Genomic DNA, 16,178 nt, shown 5'->3' on the forward strand with positions numbered 1-16,178 from the left:
CTCGGCGGCACGCGGCAGCGGCGGTGCGGGCGGTGCCGCCTCAGCCGCCGCGGCAGCCTCCTCGCTGGAGATGACCGGGGTCGAACCCGTCAATCGAATCTCCCGCAGCTGCTTTCGCGTCAGCGGACCCTGCTCCTGCTGATCCGATGTACTCATGCCTTGCTCCGATACAGATGATGCTTCGCGATGTACTGAACGACCCCATCAGGGACCAGATACCAGACCGGCTGATCGTCGCGAACGCGTTCACGGCAGTCCGTCGACGAGATCGACAGCGCCGGCACTTCCAGTTGGCTGACGTTGTCGCTCGGGAGGCCGTCTGTGCTCAGGACATGTCCAGGGCGTGAGACCGCGACGAAGTGGGCCAACTCCCACAACTCATCATGGTCCCTCCAACTGAGAATTTGCGCTACGGCGTCGGCTCCGGTGATGAAGAAGAGGTCGGCATCCGGTCGATCACGCTTCAGGTCGCGCAGTGTGTCGATCGTGTAGGTGGGGCCCTCGCGGTCGATGTCGACCCGGCTCACCGTGAACTGCGGGTTCGAGGCGGTGGCGATGACCGTCATGAGATAGCGGTGCTCGCTCGGCGAGACTCCCGACTTCTGCCACGGGTGGCCGGTCGGCACGAAGACGACCTCGTCGAGCCCGAAGGAGTTCGCGACCTCGCTGGCTGCGACAAGGTGGCCGTGATGGATGGGGTCGAACGTACCGCCCATCACGCCGATGCGCGGGGGGCGCGTGGTCGCAGCGTCGTTCATGGGGGCCTAGTGGCCGTGTCCCGCCTCGTGGCCGTCCTTGCCGTGCTGCGCTGCCCAGGCCTCGGCCTTCGCCGAGTGGCGGTTGGCGACGTTCTTGTACGAGAAGGTCACCAGCCCGAGGAAGGCGAACACGACCGCAGCGATGGCTCCGAAGATCACCGTTTCGAGCGCGACGTTGCCGTGGTGCTCGGTTTCGGCAGCGGCCATCGCGATCTGTGCGACGAGGTTCATCCTGACTCCGTTTCGTGGCGTGCTGTTCGGGATCCTGTGAGGTACAGCGTCCCCCAGTCTAGCCCTCAGCCGCGGGTCTGCCCCGCCCCACGCGCGAGCCATTTCGTGCTGGTCAACTCGGACAGCCCCATGGGCCCGCGAGCGTGCAGCTTCTGGGTCGAGATGCCGACCTCCGCGCCGAATCCGAATTCGCCGCCGTCGGTGAAGCGCGTCGACGTGTTCACCATCACGACGGCGGAATCCACATCGGCGAGGAAGCGTTCCGCGTTGCGCGAGTCGGTCGTGATGATCGACTCCGTGTGCCCGGTGCTGTAACGGCGGATATGGTCGAGGGCCTCGTCGAGGGAGTCGACGACCTTCATCGCGATGTCGAGACTCAGATACTCGGTCTCCCAGTCCTCCTCGACCGCCGGGATCACGTTCGACACCATGCCGGCGACCATGTCGTCACCGTGGATCGCGACGCCCTCACTCTGCAGAGCGCTGGCCACGAGCGGGATCAGACGCGGAGCCGCCTGACGATGCACCAGCACCGTCTCCACCGCGTTGCACACGCTGGGGCGCTGCACCTTGGCGTTCACGACGATGTCGCTCGCCCAATCGTCCGGGGCCGTCTCGTCGAGGAAGATGTGGACGTTGCCCGCTCCGGTCTCGATGACGGGCACGGTCGACTCCGTGACGACGGCTTCGATGAGACCGGCACTCCCCCGTGGCACCAGCACGTCGATGAAGCCGCGACCGTGCATGAGCGCCTTCGCGCCCTCGCGACCGAAGTCATCGACGGTCTGGATCGCCTCGCTCGTGAGTCCCGCGCTCTCCACCGCCCGCCGCATGACGTCGACGAGCACGGTGTTCGACTCGCGCGCGGCACTCCCCCCGCGCAGCACGACGGCATTGCCCGCACGCAGCGCGAGCGCGGCGATGTCGACCGTCACGTTCGGCCGGGCTTCGTAGATGGCGCCGACCACTCCGAACGGCACGCGCACCTGCTCGAGGGCGACACCGTTGGGCATCCTGTGCCCGCCGACGACGCGGCCGACCGGGTCGGCGAGGGCCGCGACTTCGCGCACAGCGGCGGCGAGGGCCGCCACGCGCTTCTCGTCGAGACGCAGCCGGTCGATGAGCGACTCCCCGATGCCCTCGTCACGCCCACGGACGATGTCGCGGGCGTTCGCCTCGATGATGCGCGGCGCGGCGTCGAGAAGGGCGACGGCGATCGCTTCGAGCACCCGCGCCTTGTCGTCGCTCGTGAGCGCGGCAGCGGCGCGGGAGGCCTCTTTGGCGCGCTCCAGGCGCACCTGTGGGGTCTGGTCGGTCATCCGCCCAGTTTATGAGGTGGCCGGCTCGAACCAGGTTCCTATTTCCGCACCGGCGAGGGCCTGTTCGACGAGGTCGGCGCTGGTGACCAGGACGCCGATGCCGGATGCCGCCGCGAGACGTGCCGCCGAGACCTTCGTGGCCGCTCCTCCGGTGCCGACGCTGTTGACGACGGTCGCCCCGAACTCGAGGCCGGTCAGGTCGGCATCGGGAGCCACGACATCGATCGGTTCGGCGCCGGGGTCCGTCGGAGGTCGCGTGTACAGCGATTCGATGTCGCTGAGAAGGATGAGCGCGTCGGCTTCGATCAGCTGGGCGACGAGCGCGCCGAGCCGGTCGTTGTCGCCGAAGCGGATCTCCTGCGTCGCGACGGTGTCGTTCTCGTTCACGATCGGCAGGGTGCGAAGCCCGAGCAGCCGCTCCATCGCGCGACGGGCGTTGGAGCGCGATGTCGGGTTCTCGAGGTCGCCGGTGGTGAGGAGCACCTGCCCCGCGACGATATCGAAGGGACGAAGCGACTCCTGGTAGCGATACATCAGGATGTTCTGACCAACGGCCGCCGCGGCCTGCTGGGTGGCGAGGTCGGTCGGGCGGGCATCGAGGCGCAGGAACGGGATTCCGGACGCGATCGCACCAGAAGACACCAGGACCACCTCGGCTCCGCGTGCATGCGCCGCGGCCAGGGCTTCGACGATGACGGGGATCCGCCACGACGAGTCTCCGCTGATCGAGGAGGATCCGACCTTGACGACGATGCGGGACGCGGTGGCCAGATCCGCGCGGGTGCGTGCTGTCACTCGCCGTCCTCGCGGTACGCGGCGAGACGCTGCGTCTCCACCTCGGCGCGAGCCTCGGCCTTGGCATCCATGCGCTCGTAGTACTGCTCGCGTCGCTCCGACGTCGTGCGGCGCGAATTCGGTGCCAGACGGGGGTCCGTACCCCGAGGCGCGCTCATCAGCTCTGCCGCCGAGGTCATGGTGGGCTCCCAGTCGAAGACGATGCTGTCGCCCTCACCGATCACGACGGTCGATCCCTGCACCGCACCGAGGCGGAAGAGCTCGTCCTCGACGCCGAGCTTCTCGAGACGATCGGCGAGATACCCGACGGCTTCTTCGTTCTGGAAGTCGGTCTGCTGCACCCAGCGCACCGGCTTCTCGCCCATGATGCGATAGACGTTGCCGTAGGTGCCGCCCTCGACCCGGATGGTGAAGTCCTTCTTGGAGCCTCGCGGGCGGATGACGACGCGCTCCGGCGGGGTCTCGAGCGCGGCCTCGGCACGGGCTTTCTCGACCAGCTCGCCCAGCGCGAAGGTAAGGGGACGCAGACCCTCGTGCGAGACCGTGGAGATCTCGAACACCCGGAAGCCGCGAGCCTCGAGATCGGGACGCACGAGCTCAGCGAGGTCGCGTGCCTCGGGGACGTCGATCTTGTTCAGAGCGATGAACTGCGGGCGCTCGAGGAGCGGCGTCTGTCCCTCGGGCACCTCGTAGGCGCCGAGTTCCGCGAGGATGACGTCGAGGTCGGAGATCGGGTCGCGACCGGGCTCCAGAGTCGCGCAGTCGAGAACGTGCAACAGCGCCGAGCAGCGCTCGACATGACGGAGGAACTCGAGACCGAGTCCTCGGCCCTCGCTCGCACCCTCGATGAGACCGGGTACGTCGGCGACCGTGTAGCGGAAGTCGCCGACCTGCACCACGCCGAGGTTCGGATGGAGGGTCGTGAACGGGTAGTCGGCGATCTTGGGGCGGGCGGCGGAGATCGCGCCGATCAGGCTCGACTTGCCGGCCGACGGGTACCCCACGAGGGCGATGTCGGCCACGGTCTTCAGCTCGAGGACGATGTCGCCCTCGTGGCCGGGAGTGCCGAGCAACGCGAAGCCGGGAGCCTTGCGCTTCGGAGTGGCGAGGGCGGCATTGCCGAGCCCACCCATACCGCCCTTGGCCACGACGAACCGCTCGCCGGGGATGATCATGTCGATGAGGACGTCGCCCGCGGTGTTCTTCACCACCGTGCCGACCGGGACGGGCAGCTCGAGCGTCTCGCCGAGGAACCCGGAGCGGTGGTCGCCCATGCCCGGCCCGCCGTTGCCGGAGGAACGGTGCGGCGAGTGGTGGTACGAGAGCAGCGTGCCGGTCTGCGGGTCGGCGACGAGCACGACATCGCCGCCGTCACCACCGTTGCCGCCGTCGGGGCCACCGAGCGGCTTGAACTTCTCGCGGTGCACGGAGACGCAGCCGTTGCCGCCCTTACCCGCACGCAGGTGCAGTGTGACGGTGTCGACGAACGTGACCATTTGCTAGTCCTCAGGGTTGCTGTGCATTTTCGGAGGGTAGATACACGGACGGGGCGAGCCGAAGCCCGCCCCGAACCGGATATCTAGTGTCGCGCTGTGATCACTCAGCTGCGGCGACGATGTTGACGACCTTGCGGCCGCCCTTCGCGCCGAACTGGACCGCACCGGCGGCCAGAGCGAACAGCGTGTCGTCGCCACCACGACCGACGTTGACGCCGGGGTGGAAGTGCGTGCCGCGCTGGCGGACGATGATCTCGCCGGCGAGGACCTGCTGACCGCCGAAGCGCTTCACGCCGAGGCGCTGAGCGTTGGAGTCACGACCGTTACGGGTTGAGCTTGCGCCCTTTTTGTGTGCCATGTCCTAGTCCCCTCGGGCTTACTTGATGCCGGTGATCTTGACGCGCGTGAGCTCCTGGCGGTGGCCCTGACGCTTCTTGTAGCCGGTCTTGTTCTTGTACTTCTGGATGATGATCTTCGGGCCGCGGAGGTTGCCGATGACCTCTGCCGTGACCTTGACCTTCGCCAGCGAGTCAGCGTCGGTGGTCACCGTGGCGCCGTCGACGAGCAGCACGGCGGCCAGCTCGATCTTCTCGCCCTGGGCAGCCTTGACACGGTCGAGCTGAACGATCGTGCCGACCTCGACCTTCTCCTGCCGCCCACCGGCGCGCACTACTGCGTAAACCACTTCATACCTGTTTCGTTGGGGAGCTCGCGGCTCCGAGATCTCACGGGAAGACTGTTGCTTGCATGCGCCGCAGAACGGCGGGCGCGAACGCAAGACTCTCCGCTTCGACCGACGAGGACGACGCGGCATACGCACCAAGGGACTACTTTACCGGATGCGGGTCGGTGTCGCAAAGCGGCGCGGCTCCGAGGCGTCTCACATCCCGCTCCCGGCCCTGCCCCGTCGATGCGGTCGTAGGCTGACCGGGTGACCGTACTCGTCGACGAACCCCTCTGGCCCGCCCACGGACGCCTGTGGGCGCACCTGGTCAGCGATGAGAGCCTCGACGAGCTGCACGTGTTCGCGCGCGCGAACGACGTCCCCGCACGTGCGTTCGACCTCGACCACTACGACGTGCCGGAGGAGATCATCCCCCGGCTCGTCGCCGCCGGCGCTCACCACGTGCAGGGCAAGGAACTGGTGCGCCGGCTGATCGCCTCAGGACTCCGAATCCGCAGCCGCGACCGGCGCTGACGGCTCGTTGTTCACCGAGACGGGAGTGCCGGTGAGCGCAGCAGTGCTCACCCGGCGGCGTCCTCGCCCCTGACCGGGAGCTTTCGGCTCCGGAAGAGCGTCGAGGACCGAGTCGAGGAGCTGCTCGGCGGGAGACTTCGGCCCCTTGCGGTCGCCGCGCTTCTTGCGGGCCTTCTTCGGACGTTCGGAGGCCGCGGGCGCCTCAGCCGCGACATCGGCCGACTCGACTGCGGGCGCGCCATCCGCCGCCGGGGCTATGGTGGAGGCGGCGATCTGCGCGAGGGCCGATTTCGCGCCCTCGGTGATGCTGTGGGTGACCGGAGGAGCGGAGGGAGCACTCTGGCTCTGTCCGTTCCCGTTGCCGCCGTTGCCGCGCTGACGACGACCGCTCTGCCCGTTGCCGCCGTTGCTGCCGCCGCCGTTGTTGCTGGAACGGTGCTTCACCACGGGGTCGTGGTGCACGATGACACCGCGACCGGCGCAGACCTCACACGCCTCGCTGAAGGTCTCGAGCAGGCCGAGACCGAGCTTCTTGCGCGTCATCTGCACCAGGCCGAGCGAGGTGACCTCTGCCACCTGGTGCTTCGTGCGGTCGCGGCTCAGGCACTCGATCAGTCGACGCAGCACGAGGTCGCGGTTCGACTCGAGCACCATGTCGATGAAGTCGACGACGATGATGCCGCCGATGTCGCGCAGACGCAGCTGGCGGACGATCTCCTCCGCCGCCTCGAGGTTGTTCTTGGTGACGGTCTCCTCGAGGTTTCCGCCGGAGCCGACGAACTTGCCGGTGTTGACGTCGACGACCGTCATGGCCTCGGTGCGGTCGATCACGAGCGAACCGCCGGAGGGCAGCCATACCTTGCGGTCGAGAGCCTTCTCGATCTGCTCCGTGATGCGGAATGCATCGAACGGATCGGTCTCGTCCTCGTAGGCCTCGACGCGCTCGAGGAGGTCGGGGGCGACGCTCTCCAGGTAGGCGCGGATGGTCTGCTGGGCGTCCTCACCCTGGATGAGCATCTTCGTGAAGTCCTCGTTGAAGACATCGCGGACGATCTTGACGAGAAGGTCGGGTTCGGCGTGCAGGAGCGCGGGCGCCTGCTGGTTCTCGACCTGCTTCTGGATGTGCTCCCACTGCGAGGTGAGCCGCTGCACGTCGCGCGTGAGCTGGTCCTCGGTCGCACCCTCTGCCGCGGTGCGGACGATCACGCCGGAGGACTCCGGCAGCACCTCTTTGAGGATGCGCTTGAGGCGCGCCCGCTCATTGTCGGGGAGCTTGCGGCTGATGCCGTTCATCGACCCGCCCGGCACGTAGACCAGGTAGCGGCCGGGAAGCGAGATCTGGCTCGTGAGACGAGCACCCTTGTGGCCGACGGGGTCCTTCGTGACCTGCACGAGAACACGGTCGCCGGGCTTGAGCGCCAGCTCGATGCGACGCGGCTGGTTGCCGGTCTCGACGCCGTCCCAGTCGACCTCACCGGAGTAGAGCACGGCGTTGCGCCCGCGCCCGATGTCGACGAACGCGGCCTCCATACTGGGGAGGACGTTCTGCACGCGCCCCAGGTAGACGTTTCCGATGAGCGACGCGTCCTGGTTGCGGGCGACGTAGTGCTCGACGAGCACGCCGTCCTCGAGGACGCCGATCTGAGTGCGGCCGTTCTTGGAACGGACGACCATCTTGCGGTCGACGGACTCACGGCGTGCGAGGAACTCGGCCTCGGTGACGACAGGGCGACGGCGGCCGGCGTCACGACCGTCGCGGCGACGCTGCTTCTTCGCCTCGAGACGGGTCGAACCCTTGATCGCCTTCGGCTCGGTGATGTACTCGACGACACGCTGACGCTGACGCGGCTCTTCGCGCTGGTCGTCACCCTCGGAACCACCCCGGCGACGACGACCGCGGCCTCGGCCGGCTGCATCGTCCTGCGGCTGGTCGCGGTCGGCGATGCGGTCGAAGATGCGCTCGCGACCCGGACGTGCGGGCAGCGGTACGATCTCCGGCGCGTAGAAGTGCAGCTGCGTGGAGACCTGGGAGACGAACACCTCGGGCAGCAGGCCGAGGGAGACGGCGGTCACCGGAGCCGGAGCCTCGGGAGCAGAAGGAGCCTCTTCGACGGCGGGGGCTTCGTCCGCGGCGGGGGCTTCGTCCGTAGCCGGCACCTCATCAGCGGCCTCGTTCTCCGCCTCCGATTTCGCCTCGGCGACGGCCTCTGCGATCGACTCGGCCGCAGCAGCGGCGTCGTCGGCAGCCGCAGCAGCGTCATCCGCCGCCGCGTACCCGGCCGCGACGTCATCGGCGGCCGCGTCCTCGGCCACCTCTGCAGCCTCAGCCACTTCTGCAGCCTCGGCGGCTTCTGCAGCAGTGGACGGCTCTTCGCCCTCGCCCGAAGACCCTGCGCGGTCGTCCGCGCCGGGAGCCGTGGGCTCCGTCAGCTCTCCCGCGGCGTCAGCCGGGAAGTCGAGGGTAGGGGCGTTGTTGTCATTGTTCTCATCGGCCATCTCTGGCTTACTCCCTGCACGGGACACTCGGTGCCCCGTGAAATCTCATGCGGTACCCGCGGGTTCCGCGAACTCACTCGGTCTGCGACCGGCTCATGGCTCTGATCGCGTGGGGCATTGGACCCCGAAGTCTTCTCGACGCGTGTCGCGGCAAACGCCGTTCATCGCATCACAGGTCATTATCGCACCAAGTGGGTCTGTTCGCGGCATCCGGTCGTCCGGGCCGGATATTTCTCCGGCCTGTTCTCGCCGCATCCATAGCAGTCGCTGGGATAATCCCCAGTATGAGCGAGCAGCGCACCCGCCCCGTCATCTACGCCGTCTGGCTGATCATCGCGAGTGTGGTGGGCTGGTTCGCCGCCTTCCAGCTCACTGTCGAGAAGTTCGTCCTGGCGGCCAACCCTGACGCCGTCCTCAGCTGCAACGTCAGCGTGATGATCCAGTGCGGGAAGAACCTCGAATCCTGGCAGGGCGAGGTCTTCGGCTTCCCCAACCCGATTCTCGGTATCGCCGGCTGGATGGCGCCCCTCTTCGTCGGCGTCGCCCTGCTCGCCGGTTCACGGTTCCCCCGGTGGTTCTGGCTGACCTTCGGCGCCGGCGTGACCTTCGCCTTCGGCCTCGTCTGCTGGCTGATCTGGCAGAGCATCTACGCCCCCAACCTCGGCGTGCTCTGCCCGTGGTGCATGCTCACCTGGTCCGTCACCATCCCGACATTCTTCGCCACCATGCTGCACCTCACCCGCAACGGCACCTTCACCAGCAACGAGAAGACGAAGGCCCGCGCGGAGAGGCTGATGGCCTGGGTCCCGCTCGCGACGATCCTCGCGTACGCCGTCGTCATCCTGCTCGCTCAGCTGCGTGGCCTCGATCTCCTCGGCGAGGTCATCGGCATGATCTTCTGATGCTCCGCTCCGCCGACGGCGGAGACGAGGAAAGCCCGCCCGCCGAGACTCGGCGGGCGGGCTTTTCACGTGCGGACGGGTTCTCAGTCGAACCAGATGCCGAGCTCGCGCGCGGCCGACTCGGGGCTGTCCGAGCCGTGCACGAGGTTCTGCTGCACCTTGAGGCCCCAGTCGCGACCGAAGTCGCCACGGATCGTGCCGGGCGCAGCGGTCGTCGGGTCGGTGGTGCCGGCGAGCGAGCGGAAGCCCTCGATCACGCGGTTGCCCGCGAGACGGATGGCGACCGAGGGGCCGGAGAGCATGAACTCGAGCAGCGGCTCGTAGAACGGCTTGCCCTCGTGCTCGGCGTAGTGCTCGGCGAGCAGGTCGCGGTCGGGCTCGACCAGACGGATGTCGACGAGGGCGTAGCCCTTCGCCTCGATGCGGGCGAGGATCGCGCCGGTGAGGCCGCGAGCGACGCCATCGGGCTTGACGAGGACGAGGGTTTCTTCGGTGGCCATGTCATTCACTCTCTGTGTCTGAGATCTGCGTGGTCTGAGTCTCGGTCGTGGGTCCGGCCGGGCGTCGTGCGTCCAATCGGGCCCCTCCGATGGTCGCATACGCCCACATGCCCCCGAAAATCAGGACGACGAGCAAGATGGACGGTACGAAGAACGCCGACAGGGCGACGAGTGCCTGCACGACCCACCCGGCGGTGATCGCCCAGGGCTTCGTGATCATCCCGGCGATCGCGATGCAGGCGAGCGCGACCACCGCACCGGCGACGATCGCCCACCACTGCTCGATACCGTCGGGAAGCTGCCGCAGTCCGAAGATCGTCAGGCCCACGAGGAAGACCACGATGGCCTCGAAACCCAGCACGACAGGTGCGAGCTTCTGCACGAGCGTGCGCGGCGGGCGCGGTCGGCGGGTACGGCGAGCCGGTGTCGCGTCGGCGCTCACGCCCGCCACCCCGCCTTCCAGTCCTCATCCTGCGCCAGGGCGATCGCCTCTCCGGCGAGCACCACGGAGCCCGCGATGATGACCGCGCGTCGATCGGAGGATGCGGCCCACTCGCGCGCGGCGTCGGCGGCGTCGGCCAGCGAGTGGTGCACGGTCGCCCGCTGTCCGGCCTGCTCGACGAGGTCGGCGATCGCATCGGCATCGTTCGCGCGATCCGAATCCGGAGCGGTGGCGAACACGTGCGCCGCTCCCGGTGCCAGTTCGGCGACGATGCCGGCGGCGTCCTTGTCGGCGAGCACACCGAGCACCAGGCCCCATTCGTCGAAGTCGAAGCTGTCGTCCAGAGCCTGCGCGAGTGCCTTGGCGCCGTGCGGGTTGTGAGCCGCATCGACGATCACCGTCGGGGCGATGCCGAGCAACTGCAGCCGGCCCGGCGAGGTGCTCTCCTGCAGACCCGCCGTCACGATGTCCGCGGCGATGCGCTGGGTGGCACCGCCGATCAGCGACTCGACGGCCGCGACAGCGAGGGCGGCGTTGTGCCCCTGGTGCGCGCCGTACAGCGGCAGGTACTCCTCGGTGTACTCCCCTGCCAGGCCACGGATCGTGAGCAACTGGCCGCCGACGGCGAGCTTCTGCTCGGTGAGACCGAACTCCTCGCCCTCGAACGCGATGGTCGCGTTGCGCTCCGCCGCCACGCGACGCAGCACCTCGGCCGCCTCGGCGGGCTGCTGGGCGGACACCACGGCCGCGCCCTCCTTGATGATGCCGGCCTTGACCTCGGCGATCTCGGCGATCGTGCTGCCGAGACGGTCGGCGTGGTCGATGTCGATCGGCGCGAACACCGCGACGTCGCCGTCGGCGGTGTTCGTGGAGTCCCACTCCCCGCCCATGCCCACCTCGAGCACGAGCACGTCGATCGGCGCATCGGCCACGGCGACGAACGCCAGCACGGTCAGCAGTTCGAAGAACGTCAGCGGAGCATCACCCGCGGCTTCGAGCTCGGCATCGACGATGTCGACGAACGGCTCGATCTCGTCCCACGCATCCGCGACGGCCTCATCGGCGATGGGCTCGCCGTCGATCATGATCCGCTCGGTGAAGCGCTCCAGATGCGGGCTCGTGAACAGTCCCGTGCGCAGATCGTGCGCCCGCAGGAGGCTCTCGATCATCCGCGCGGTCGACGTCTTGCCGTTCGTCCCCGTGATGTGCACGACGCGGTACGTGCGCTGCGGGTCATCGAGGAACGCGAGGATGCGGGCGGTGCGCTCCTTGCGCGGCTGCACCCAGCGCTCCCCGGCGCGGCTCAGCAAGGCCTCGTAGACGGCATCCGCCCTGTCCTTGTCGCTCATGCTCCCGCTCCCATCCTGGTGACGTCGATCGTGAAGTCGCCGGCATTCGCGTACGTGCCGGCGGGGATGACCGCGGAGAACTCGGGCGTCACTCCCCCGGCGGCCGCGAGAACCGCTCCGTGCCCGAAGATCGAGTCTCCCTGCGCGTCGATCACGTAGTACTCCTCGGCGAGGGTCTCTGCCGCGATGCCGGCCAGGTCGAAGGCCGAGACGACAGCCTGGGTGTCCACGTCGTCCTGGAACCGGAGGACCAGTTGGATGCGGTCGCTGACGTCGAAGTCGGCGTTCTTACGCGTCTCCTGCACGGCGCGGATGACATCGCGTGCGAGCCCCTCGGCCTCGAGCTCCGGTGTCGTCCTGGTGTCGAGCAACACGAAGCCACCGGTCGGGACGATGGCCAGAGCCTCCCCCTCCGGGCGACCCGTCGTCTCGAGCACGAGCTCGTACTCCGACGGCTCGAGAGCGATGCCACCTGCCGTCACGACACCGGAGACCTCACTCCAGTCACCGGAACGCGCCGCCTGGATCGCCTTCTGCACCTCCTTGCCGAGGCGCGGACCCGCCGCACGGGCGTTGACGCTCAGGCGGTGCGCGATGCCGTACTCCGCCGCCGTGTCATCGGCGAGTGTGACGAGCTCCACCGACTTCACGTTGAGCTCCTCACGGAGGATGTCCTCGAACTGTCCGAGCGACGCCGCGAGCGGTGAGACCACCGTGAAGCGGGCGAGGGGCAGGCGCACGCGCAGCTTCTCCTTCTTGCGCAGCGCGTTGCCGACGCTCGACAGCTCGCGCACCGCGTCCATCGCGTCACGGATCTCGTCCGCTGCCGGGAACTGCGTGTCGTCCGGCCAGTCGGTCAGGTGCACGCTGCGACCGCCGGTCAGGCCCTGCCACACGCGCTCGCTGACGAGCGGCACGAGAGGCGCCGCCACACGGGTGAGCGTCTCGAGCACGGTGTAGAGGGTGTCGAAGGCCTCGCGGCTCTTCGGGTCTTCCGTCACGCCCGTCCAGAAGCGGTCGCGCGAGCGACGGATGTACCAGTTCGTCAGCACCTCGGCGAAGTCCCGCAGCCGCGCGGACGCGGTGGTGGAGTCCAGTCCTTCCAGATCGACGCGCACCTCGCGGACGAGGTCGCCGAGACGGGCCAGGATGTAGCGGTCGAGCACATCCGTGGAGTCGGTGCGCCACTCGGCCTCGTAGCCCTCGGCACCCGAGGCATTGGCGTACGTGGCGAAGAAGTACCACGAGTTCCACAGCGGCAGCAGGAACTCGCGGACCCCCGAGCGGATGCCCTCTTCCGTGACCGCGAGGTTCCCGCCGCGCAGCACCGAGCTCGACATCAGGAACCAGCGCATCGCGTCGGAGCCGTCGCGGTCGAGCACCTCGGACACGTCCGGGTAGTTGCGCAGCGACTTCGACATCTTGTAGCCGTCGCTGCCCAGCACGATGCCGTGGCAGCTGACGCCGGTGAAGGCCGGACGATCGAACAACGCGGTCGACAGCACGTGCATGACGTAGAACCAGCCGCGGGTCTGGCCGATGTACTCGACGATGAAGTCCGCCGGCGCGTGCGAGTCGAACCACTCCTGGTTCTCGAACGGGTAGTGCACCTGCGCGTAGGGCATCGAGCCCGAGTCGAACCACACGTCGAAGACGTCCTCGATGCGGCGCATCGTGCTCTTGCCCGTGGGGTCGTCCGGGTTCGGACGCGTGAGGTCGTCGATGTACGGCCGGTGCAGGTCGATCTCACCCTCGGGGTTGCGCGGCAGCGTGCCGAAGTCGCGCTCCAGATCCTCCAGCGACCCGTACGCGTCCACGCGCGGGTACTCGGGGTCGTCGCTCTTCCAGATCGGGATGGGCGAGCCCCAGTAGCGGTTGCGGCTGATCGACCAGTCGCGCGCGCCCTCGAGCCACTTGCCGAACTGTCCGTGCTTGACGTTCTCCGGCACCCACGTGATCTGCTCGTTGTTCGCGAGCATGTCGTCCTTGATGTCCGTGACGCGGATGAACCAGCTCGACACGGCCTTGTAGATCAGGGGGTTGCGGCAGCGCCAGCAGTGCGGATACGAGTGCTCGTAGCTCTGCAGACGGATCAGCCGGCCGTTCTCACGGATCAGGCGCACGAGCGGCGTGTTCGCGTCCATCCAGAGCTGGCCCGCGACGTCAGTGACGTTCGGGAGGAACTTGCCGCCGTCGTCGAGCGACAGGATCGTCGGGATTCCGGCGGCACCGGCGACCCGCTGGTCGTCCTCACCGTAGGCCGGAGCCTGGTGGACGATGCCGGTGCCGTCGCTGACCGTGACGTAGTCGTCGACCAGGATGCGCCAGGCGTTCTCGGTGCCGTACGTCTCGGTGTCGGCGTAGTAGTCGAACAGCCGGTCGTAGGTGACGTCCTGCAGCTCGGCACCGCGCACGGTCGCATCGACGGCGGCCAGCGCGTCATCGGCACTCTCGTAGCCGAGGTCCTTGGCATAGCCTCCGATGAGCTGCTTTGCGAGCAGGTATCGGTGGGCCGACGCCTCGACGGCGGCGTCCGTCGTCCCCGCGGCCTGATGCACGTCCGCCGCACCGTGGGGTCCGGCCGGCAGCACCACGTACTCGATGTCGGGACCGACGGCGAGCGCGAGGTTGGTCGGCAGGGTCCAGGGCGTGGTGGTCCATGCGAGGGCGCGCACACCGGTGAGGCCGAGCGCCTCGGCCTTGGCGCCTGTGAGCGGGAAGGTCACCGTCACGGAGGGGTCCTGGCGCATCTGGTAGACGTCGTCGTCCATGCGCAGCTCGTGCGCCGAGAGCGGGGTCTCGTCGCGCCAGCAGTACGGGAGGACTCGGTATCCCTCGTAGGCGAGGCCCTTGTCGTACAGGGTCTTGAACGCCCACAGCACGCTCTCCATGTAGCCCAGGTCGAGCGTCTTGTAACCGCGGTCGAAGTCGACCCAGCGCGCCTGACGGGTGACGTAGTCCTGCCACTCGTGCGTGTAGGCGAGCACCGAGCTCTTCGCCTTCGCGTTGAAGACGTCGATGCCCATGTCCTCGATCTCGGCCTTCTCGGTGATGCCGAGCTGCTTCATCGCCTCGAGCTCTGCAGGCAGGCCGTGCGTGTCCCAGCCGAAGACACGGTCGACCTTATGACCCGTCATGGTCTGGAAGCGCGGGAACACGTCTTTCGCGTATCCGGTGAGCAGGTGGCCGTAGTGCGGCAGGCCGTTCGCGAAGGGAGGGCCGTCGTAGAACACCCACTCGGGCGCGCCCTCACGCTGCACGATCGAGGCGCGGAAGGTGTCGTCCGTCTTCCAGAACGCGAGCACCTCCTCCTCGATCTGCGGGAAGCGGGGGCTGGGCGCGACGGAGTCGGCGGCGGGGCCGAAGGAGGAACGGGGGTAGGTCATCGTGTCTCGCAGTGGTCGTCGTGGCGGATGCTCCTGCGAGGACGACCCTCACGGACCGCGGTACCACCTCGCGTGCCGCGCCTTGCGACGCGACCACTCTCACTGCGGCTGTGACGGGCCTGCCCCGCTCGGTTCTACTGAGCACCGCCCGAGGGCCGCGCCGTTCTTCCGAGAGCTCCCCGGTGATGGCCGGATCGATGCTCTTCCCTCCAGTGTACGCGTGCGCATCCCCTCAGGACGCCCCTCTCCTCTCCGGCGCCCGGTGCCCCGCTCTCGGTGCGCGATGTCGTCGGCGCGCCCTACGCTCGGACCATGGCCCGCACCCCCGAGTCCCCCGCTCCTCCCCGCATCACCGACCCCGACCTCCCGCCCGTGCTCGAGCCCGCTGTTCCGCGACGCAGCGCCGACCTGATCGCCGCCCGGCTCGACCTGAGCGGCACCGTCGATCTCGCCTACTCGACGCTCGAGCAGTGCGTCGTGAGCGCTGACACCGACACGGTCGATCTCACCGGAGCGACGGTCGTCGACGTCGACATGCCGGGTGTACGCATCGCCTCGCTCCGCATGCGCGATGCCGGCGTGCGGCGGGTGCGGATCAGCGGTGGCCGTATCGGCACGCTCGACCTGAGCGAGTCGCGCATCTCGGAGCTCGAGCTGCGCGACGTGCGCATCGACTACCTGAACCTCGGTGCGGCGAAGGTCACCGATCTCGAGATCTCCGGCTGCGCCATCCGCACGATCGACATGCCGCAGGCCGAGCTGACGCGTGCGAGATTCACCGCCACGTCGACCGAGGAGGTCGATTCGCGGGGCATGCGGGCGAAGGACCTCGACCTGCGCGGCCTCGACGCCGTCGCCTTCCTCGACGCCAACAGCCTCCGGGGGGCGACTCTCACGTCATTCCAGGTGCAGCAGCTCGCGCCGGTCATCGCGGCGGGCATCGGCATCCAGATCAAGGACTGACATCTGATCAGAGCTCGGCAGGGCCGCTCGCGGCGAGCAGCTCACGCGTGAACGCATGCTGCGGCGCCCCGAACACCTCTGCAGTGTTGCCCTGCTCGACGATCCGTCCGTCCTGCATCACGAGCACCTCGTCGGCGACCGCTCCGACCACATCCAGGTCGTGGGAGACGAGGATCATCGTCAACTGCCGCTCCTGCTGCACCCGCGCGAGCAGCCGCAGCACCCGCTCCCGCACCGAGGGGTCGAGGGCCGAGACGGGTTCGTCGAGGACCAGCACCTCCGGGTCGGCGGCGAGCGCGCGGGCGATGGCCGCCCGCTGCCGCTGTCCGCCGGAGAGCGCGCT

Annotated in this window: 16 protein-coding genes; 3 read left to right on the plus strand and 13 right to left on the minus strand. The window is 68.3% G+C overall.

All coding sequences use genetic code 11. The features are described 5' to 3' along the window. Nucleotides 1-152: 152 nt before the first annotated feature. From nadD to rplU, 7 genes are all read right to left on the minus strand, one after another. Nucleotides 153-758 carry a nicotinate-nucleotide adenylyltransferase gene (gene nadD / locus B2869_RS07715; RefSeq protein ID WP_021198523.1) on the minus strand — a complete coding sequence of 202 codons (606 nt, stop codon included), beginning with the start codon at nt 756-758 and terminating at the stop codon, nt 153-155. Between the two features lie 6 nt (nt 759-764). Continuing rightward, nucleotides 765-989 carry a hypothetical protein gene (locus B2869_RS07720; protein ID WP_021198522.1) on the minus strand — a complete coding sequence of 75 codons (225 nt, stop codon included), beginning with the start codon at nt 987-989 and terminating at the stop codon, nt 765-767. A 65-nt stretch (nt 990-1,054) separates the two neighbouring features. Then, nucleotides 1,055-2,308: a glutamate-5-semialdehyde dehydrogenase gene (locus B2869_RS07725; protein WP_136024997.1), complete on the minus strand. Its 1,254-nt coding sequence runs from the start codon at nt 2,306-2,308 to the stop codon at nt 1,055-1,057. Between the two features lie 9 nt (nt 2,309-2,317). After that, complete coding sequence (gene proB / locus B2869_RS07730) at nt 2,318-3,103, minus strand: glutamate 5-kinase (RefSeq protein WP_021198520.1); 786 nt, start codon at nt 3,101-3,103, stop codon at nt 2,318-2,320. Continuing rightward, nucleotides 3,100-4,599 carry a GTPase ObgE gene (obgE, locus tag B2869_RS07735; RefSeq protein WP_029260171.1) on the minus strand — a complete coding sequence of 500 codons (1,500 nt, stop codon included), beginning with the start codon at nt 4,597-4,599 and terminating at the stop codon, nt 3,100-3,102. Before obgE ends, proB begins: the two co-directional genes overlap by 4 nt. Nucleotides 4,600-4,699: 100 nt before the next feature. Next, a complete protein-coding gene (gene rpmA / locus B2869_RS07740) occupies nt 4,700-4,957 on the minus strand; it encodes a 50S ribosomal protein L27 (RefSeq protein WP_028501603.1) in 258 nt (85 codons plus the stop codon). Between the two features lie 18 nt (nt 4,958-4,975). Then, on the minus strand, nt 4,976-5,284 hold the full coding sequence (rplU, locus tag B2869_RS07745) for a 50S ribosomal protein L21 (protein ID WP_028501602.1): 309 nt from the start codon (nt 5,282-5,284) through the stop codon (nt 4,976-4,978). Between the two features lie 246 nt (nt 5,285-5,530). On the opposite strand from rplU, the gene B2869_RS07750 reads away from it, so the two are divergent. Further along, a complete protein-coding gene (locus B2869_RS07750) occupies nt 5,531-5,797 on the plus strand; it encodes a DUF4031 domain-containing protein (RefSeq protein ID WP_021198518.1) in 267 nt (88 codons plus the stop codon). Here the strand turns inward: B2869_RS07750 and B2869_RS07755 are convergent. Further along, nucleotides 5,762-8,293 (minus strand): Rne/Rng family ribonuclease, encoded by a 2,532-nt coding sequence (locus B2869_RS07755; protein ID WP_292764680.1) that lies wholly within the window; start codon nt 8,291-8,293, stop codon nt 5,762-5,764. The two genes, B2869_RS07750 and B2869_RS07755, sit on opposite strands and share 36 nt — an antisense overlap. 284 nt (nt 8,294-8,577) lie before the next feature. On the opposite strand from B2869_RS07755, the gene B2869_RS07760 reads away from it, so the two are divergent. Continuing rightward, nucleotides 8,578-9,195 carry a vitamin K epoxide reductase family protein gene (locus tag B2869_RS07760; protein ID WP_029260169.1) on the plus strand — a complete coding sequence of 206 codons (618 nt, stop codon included), beginning with the start codon at nt 8,578-8,580 and terminating at the stop codon, nt 9,193-9,195. A gap of 83 nt (nt 9,196-9,278) precedes the next feature. On the opposite strand, the gene ndk is transcribed toward B2869_RS07760, so the two are convergent. From ndk to ileS, 4 genes are read right to left on the minus strand one after another with little or no spacing between them, the layout of a single operon-like run. Next, nucleotides 9,279-9,695, minus strand: coding sequence for a nucleoside-diphosphate kinase (ndk, locus tag B2869_RS07765; protein ID WP_017830321.1), 417 nt, complete (start codon nt 9,693-9,695; stop codon nt 9,279-9,281). Between the two features lies 1 nt (nt 9,696). Beyond that, the gene (locus B2869_RS07770) at nt 9,697-10,137 is read right to left on the minus strand and encodes a DUF4233 domain-containing protein (RefSeq protein ID WP_208323550.1); all 441 of its coding nucleotides are present in this window, start codon (nt 10,135-10,137) and stop codon (nt 9,697-9,699) included. Further along, nucleotides 10,134-11,486 (minus strand): bifunctional folylpolyglutamate synthase/dihydrofolate synthase, encoded by a 1,353-nt coding sequence (locus B2869_RS07775; protein WP_292764686.1) that lies wholly within the window; start codon nt 11,484-11,486, stop codon nt 10,134-10,136. Before B2869_RS07775 ends, B2869_RS07770 begins: the two co-directional genes overlap by 4 nt. Then, a complete protein-coding gene (gene ileS, locus B2869_RS07780; RefSeq protein ID WP_292764689.1) occupies nt 11,483-14,872 on the minus strand; it encodes an isoleucine--tRNA ligase in 3,390 nt (1,129 codons plus the stop codon). Before ileS ends, B2869_RS07775 begins: the two co-directional genes overlap by 4 nt. A 312-nt stretch (nt 14,873-15,184) precedes the next feature. Here ileS and B2869_RS07785 point away from each other — a divergent pair, with 312 nt between their 5' ends. Then, nucleotides 15,185-15,835 (plus strand): pentapeptide repeat-containing protein, encoded by a 651-nt coding sequence (locus B2869_RS07785; protein ID WP_136025000.1) that lies wholly within the window; start codon nt 15,185-15,187, stop codon nt 15,833-15,835. 7 nt (nt 15,836-15,842) lie between these two features. Here B2869_RS07785 and B2869_RS07790 read toward each other — a convergent pair. Beyond that, the coding region (locus B2869_RS07790) for an ATP-binding cassette domain-containing protein (protein ID WP_292764693.1) at nt 15,843-16,178 on the minus strand (336 nt) is incomplete at its 5' end.

Source organism: Microbacterium sp. UBA3486 (assembly GCF_002377845.1).
GTDB lineage: Bacteria > Actinomycetota > Actinomycetes > Actinomycetales > Microbacteriaceae > Microbacterium > Microbacterium maritypicum_A.